The organism is Pseudomonadota bacterium (assembly GCA_018823285.1).
Lineage (GTDB): Bacteria > Desulfobacterota > Desulfobulbia > Desulfobulbales > JAGXFP01 > JAHJIQ01.
Genome location: JAHJIQ010000080.1, coordinates 1 through 4,962, shown reverse-complemented (window position 1 = coordinate 4,962; position 4,962 = coordinate 1). Strand labels below are relative to the sequence as shown.

Here is a 4,962-nt window from a genome sequence, read left to right as displayed (position 1 = left end):
TCACCTCTTTCTCGTCATTTTTCGCGCCTCCTGCGTTACGTGTTTGGTTGCATAGCGCTGCTATGCAACCAAACACATGCCTTGCCGGCACAAAAAATGCCGGAGAAATAGTATGACATTTCATCCTTGACGCGACACTAGCAAAAATTGAGAGGAGTTGAGGGATGACGGCAAAAAAAGAAAGGGATGTCGAGAAGACCTATTCAATGCCGCAATTCGTGGCAAAACTGAGGCGCCTGGCGAACGCTTTGGAGAGCGGGGAAAAGTTTGAAATCCGGATCGCCGGGGAACGGATCTATGTTCCGGTCCGGGCCAGATTCAATATTGAACACGAAAGGGAAGGGACGGAAGAAGAGATCGAATTTCAGATCAAATGGTCAAACCGGTAATATCCCGCTGGTCGGCCGGGCCACGAATCGGCAGAATCATCGTCCCGACAGAAGCACCAAGGCAATCGGCTTTCGCCTTGCCCGGTCCGTTGACCGGAAAGGTCAATAGGATCTGCCGATTTCATTTTACCGGCGCCACAATCCCGCCCAATATTCATTCTGGTTAAAAGCCCCGGGGGTATCTTTGTGCAGTGACACATTGTGGCGATTTTCGGTTGATCAAACGGCGTGGGTCAGGTATAAGGCACAGGATCTATCCGTAACAGGATCAATTCCCAAAGATAAAACCGGAGCTGCACCGCGACACCATGACTGTAAAATGCCACGATTTTTTTGGTTGCAAGGAAGAGAGATGCATCATGTTTACCGAGGAAGAAAAGAGCTGCTGGGAGGTTGACCCGGTATTGACTCCCTGCATCGCCAAATCAGCCGAACCGATCAACATGGAAAACAAGATTGTTTTCTGCAAAAACTGTCTGTACTTCCTGTACCTTCATAAAAACTGAAGGGGGCTACCCTCGCCTCTCCATAGAGCATAATGGATTCCGCTCATGGCAAAAATAAAAATCCTGATCGTTGAAGACGATTCGATCTCCCGGGAGTTATTAAGTGATTTTCTTGCCGATCTCGGGGACGTCGAGGTTGCCGCCCATGGTAAAGAGGCCATTTCGGCGGTCGAAAAGACTCTGGAGAGCGGGCGCCCTTACGATCTCATCTGCCTCGACATCATGATGCCGGAAGTCGACGGCCTGGCCGTCCTCAAAACGATCCGGGAAATGGAAAGGCGGAAAGGATTGCATTCCGGCAACAGGTCTAAAGTGATCATGACCTCGGCCCTGTCTGAAAAAGCGGTCGTAATCGCAGCCGCCCAGGCGGACTGCGATGCCTACCTTGTCAAGCCGCTCACCCACACGCTGCTTTTTGCCAAAATCCGCGAGGTCGGGTTACCGGTTTCGGAATAGTCCTGCCTTGAAGAGGCTACCTCTGTCGATTCTTCAGGCGGTAAGGAGGGGGGTGGCAAAGATCAGTCGATATACGAGTCGAAAAGGTACTTCAGGTCGAACAGGGAATATTCGATCGCGGAAGGGATCGCCTGGGCATACATGTCCAGCAGAATCATCGCGTTGACGGACGACGCGGTACCGCCCATGGCCTGCAATCTTTCAGCCATCGTCATGTTGACCACCTGAATTTCCCGGTACAGCTCTTTCAGGCCGTCCAGGGTCAGGTCGACTTCGCTGTCGTTCTGGTATTTGAAATACTGGGCGAGCATGTACATTGAAACGGCCCGCAGAACCGTTTCGTCCTCGGTCGCCAGAGGGAGATGGTGGCGGACCATCGGCTTGAAGAATCTGGTCCGGGGGCAGCCGCTCACCGCGAAAAGAACGCCCATGATCGATCTGATGGCGCGGCGGGCGGAGGCCTTCTGGATGATCCGCCGTCCGTAGAGAGAAACCTCCACCTCCATTTCATCGCCCGAATCAACGTCGGTGAACTTTTTCACCACCGGGATCAGGCTCACCGCCGCAGGACAATGGGGAACCTTGTCAGCATGCAAAGGGCAGTTCGGGCATTGATAGAAATCAAGCCTGGTCCAGTCCGGCAGGCCGAGCAGGGTCTTTTCTTTCAGAGTCAGGGTCTGGGCATCGATCTCAATTTCAAAGGCCTGCCTGCCCTTTTGCCAGGTAAAAATGTATTTGATCAGGATTTCACGCATCAGTGTTTTTCCCCAGTAAAATCGCACCACAAGCTTATTGTTGCATCATGACAGAACAGAAGGCCGAAAAGCCAGGCCGGTTCAAAGCAGGCCTTTCCCGGTGAAACTTCACCGGCAACCCTCGTCGTGATATCTACCACATTCCTGGCAATCTTATACAGTTATTTTTGCGGTGGTCTGCGGTTTTTAAGGCTCGATCAAGCGGTAAGTCGGCAGCATGCCGAAGGCAGGGAAAAAAGGGGGGGGAGGGGGAGTCAGGCAAGGATCTGCGGTAAAACGGCTTCAAGCGACGCGCTCTGGTCTCAAGCAGATGGTGTGGTTGGTGAGGGATAGAGCTGTTTTTTGGTGCCTGGCACCAGCCGTCCCGGGCCGGTTCGGTTAATGGCCTGCTTTTTTTCTGAGCAGCGCGCCATCCTGCCAGCGGACTTCAGTAAGCCCGATCTCCAGGGTCACCAGATTCCCGGGGTTGGCCTTTTCCAGTTCTTCGCCGTCCTCATTGAATATCTTGTGGACCATGTGGCTCGTGCTTTCAAGACCTTTGCCAAGATATTCCACGGAATCTCCCGGGAAAAGCGGAGAGCGGATCTCGATCCGGACCCGGTCGTTTTCCACGCGCACGATCCCTGCCGGTTCGTGGCTGGGGGTGATTCTCGGCTCGTTATGGAGCATGTCGCCCGGGCCAGGGGGCTCATCGAAAAAGTTCTCGGTATAGCCGCGGGAGCCGATTTTGTGCAGTTCGGTCATGAACCTTTCTTCAAGCTTTGGCAGGGCGCCGGTTTCCACTGTCGGCCAGAGGTCAGCCAGGTGGTCCAGTGCCGCCCGGTAGGTTCGGACCACCGCGCCGGTATAGTAGACGGATTTCATCCTTCCTTCGATCTTCAAGCTGTCGACACCGCTTTTCATCAGTTCCGGCAGCCGTTGCAACAGGCAGAGGTCCTTTGAGTTGAAGATATAGGTTCCCCGTTCATCTTCCTCCACCGGGAAGTATTGCCCCGGCCTTTTTTCCTCGGTCAGCGCGTAGCTGTAGCGGCAGGGGTGGGCGCAGTCGCCCTGGTTGGCGCTGCGGCCGGTGAGATAGCTGCTTAAGAGGCAGCGGCCCGAATAGGAGATGCACAAGGCGCCGTGGACGAAGACTTCAACCTCGAGATCGGTCGCCTCCCTGATTTTCACGATCTCCGCCAGCGAGAGTTCCCGGGCGGCGTTGATCCTTTTGACGCCCTGGTCCTCCCAGAAGCGGGCGCTTTCCAGGTTGGTCACATTGGCCTGGGTGCTTAAATGGACCGGAAGGCTCGGTACGTGTTTTTTTGCGATCCGCAAAATTCCGGGATCGGAAACGATCAGTCCGTCGACCCCGTTCCGGGCCAGGGTTTCCAGATATTCAGGTAGGGTGTCGAGGTCCCGGTTATGGGCGAGGATGTTGACTGTCACGTAGACCTTCACCCCCCGCTCGTGGGCGTAGGCAACCCCCCGGGCGATTTCCTGGTCGGTGAAATTCGTGGCATGGGCGCGCAGGCTGTACTTTTGGCCGCCCAGATAGACCGCATCGGCGCCGTAATGGATGGCGGTGCGGAGTTTTTCAAAGTTGCCGGCCGGGGCCAGCAGTTCAGGTTTTTTCATCATGGCATTTTGGTTTTTTTGAATGTATGGTTAGCTCTCCCCGGGACAGGGGACTACCATACTCTTCGTGGGGTGGGTTTTGCAAGTCGGCGTGAAGAAAATATGAGCAAAGGGAAAATAGCGGTCGCAATGAGCGGCGGGGTGGACAGCACCGTAACCGCTGCCCTGCTGCAGGAGGAGGGCTATGAGGTCCGGGGCATCTTCATGTCGCTGGCCCAGCCGAACATTCTCCGGCAGGTGGCGAGGGTCCGGGCGGTCGCGGCAAAGATCGGGGTAAAAGTGGATGTGGTCGATCTGCACGAAGAGTTCTCGGCAAAAGTGCTCGACTATTTTCGCGCCAGCTATTGTGCCGGTCTGACCCCGAACCCGTGTGTGATCTGTAACCGGCATGTAAAGTTCGGGCTTCTGCTGCAACACGCATTGGCCTCCGGCAATGAGCTGCTGGCGACCGGCCATTATGTCCGGGTGGATGCCGGAGATGACGGGACATACCATCTGCGGAAAGGGCTCGATCCGACCAAGGACCAGTCCTATTTTTTGTGCCTGCTCGATCAGGAGCAGTTGTCGAGGGTCCGGTTTCCCCTTGGCAAGAGAAGAAAGGACGAGGTGTATGCAAGCGCCGGGAAACTCGGCCTGGAATTCACCAGAAGTGAAGAGAGCCAGGACGTCTGCTTTCTGCAGGAGACAAATGTCGGGGATTTCATCGAAGCAGGGGAAGTTGTCGCCGTTCCGGGAAAGGTGGTCACCGTGGACGGGAAGGAGGTCGGTGAGCACAGCGGCATTCATCGATTTACCGTCGGACAGAGGCGCGGCCTCGGGATTCCTGATGCGACCCCCTATTACGTCGTTGCCCTTGATGTAAAGACCAATCAGGTTGTGGTGGGTCGGAAAGCTGATCTTTTCAGTGGGCAGGTAAAGGTCTCTCAAATGAACTGGATTTCGGGAACAGCTCCGGATCTCCCCGCCGGCTATGAGGTGCGGATTCGCTATCGACACCAGGCGGTTCCGGCTGAAATTATACCGGATGGTCCGAATATGGTGATCCATTTTAATGAACCCCAGCGGGCGGTGACCCCCGGTCAGTTTGCCGTGCTGTATGATGGGGATGAGGTTGTCGGGGGAGGGGTAATCAGGCGTCTGGATGAGTGAGAAAAGAAAAAAAAGAGTCGCCCTGTCGACCCTGGGCTGCAAGGTGAACCAGTTTGAATCGGCCGCCTTTTTGAGCGGGTTTGAGAAGGG

General features: G+C 55.2%; 6 protein-coding genes. 4 read left to right on the top strand and 2 right to left on the bottom strand.

Annotated elements, in window-relative coordinates:
- Positions 1–164: 164 nt before the first annotated feature.
- The 3 genes from KKG35_17235 to KKG35_17225 all read left to right on the top strand — a co-directional run bounded on the left by KKG35_17235 (position 165) and on the right by KKG35_17225 (position 1,351).
- Complete coding sequence (locus tag KKG35_17235) at positions 165–389, top strand: amphi-Trp domain-containing protein (protein ID MBU1739877.1); 225 nt, start codon at positions 165–167, stop codon at positions 387–389.
- Between the two features lie 308 nt (positions 390–697).
- The gene (locus KKG35_17230; GenBank protein MBU1739876.1) at positions 698–895 is read left to right on the top strand and encodes a hypothetical protein; all 198 of its coding nucleotides are present in this window, start codon (positions 698–700) and stop codon (positions 893–895) included.
- 45 nt (positions 896–940) lie between these two features.
- The gene (locus KKG35_17225; protein ID MBU1739875.1) at positions 941–1,351 is read left to right on the top strand and encodes a response regulator; all 411 of its coding nucleotides are present in this window, start codon (positions 941–943) and stop codon (positions 1,349–1,351) included.
- 62 nt (positions 1,352–1,413) lie between these two features.
- Here the strand turns inward: KKG35_17225 and KKG35_17220 are convergent, their stop codons facing one another.
- Positions 1,414–2,106, bottom strand: a complete 693-nt coding sequence (locus tag KKG35_17220) for a hypothetical protein (GenBank protein ID MBU1739874.1) — start codon at positions 2,104–2,106, stop codon at positions 1,414–1,416.
- A gap of 378 nt (positions 2,107–2,484) precedes the next feature.
- Positions 2,485–3,723: a U32 family peptidase gene (locus tag KKG35_17215; protein ID MBU1739873.1), complete on the bottom strand. Its 1,239-nt coding sequence runs from the start codon at positions 3,721–3,723 to the stop codon at positions 2,485–2,487.
- Between the two features lie 102 nt (positions 3,724–3,825).
- On the opposite strand from KKG35_17215, the gene mnmA reads away from it, so the two are divergent.
- A complete protein-coding gene (gene mnmA, locus KKG35_17210) occupies positions 3,826–4,872 on the top strand; it encodes a tRNA 2-thiouridine(34) synthase MnmA (protein MBU1739872.1) in 1,047 nt (348 codons plus the stop codon).
- The last annotated feature ends 90 nt before the right edge of the window (positions 4,873–4,962 follow it).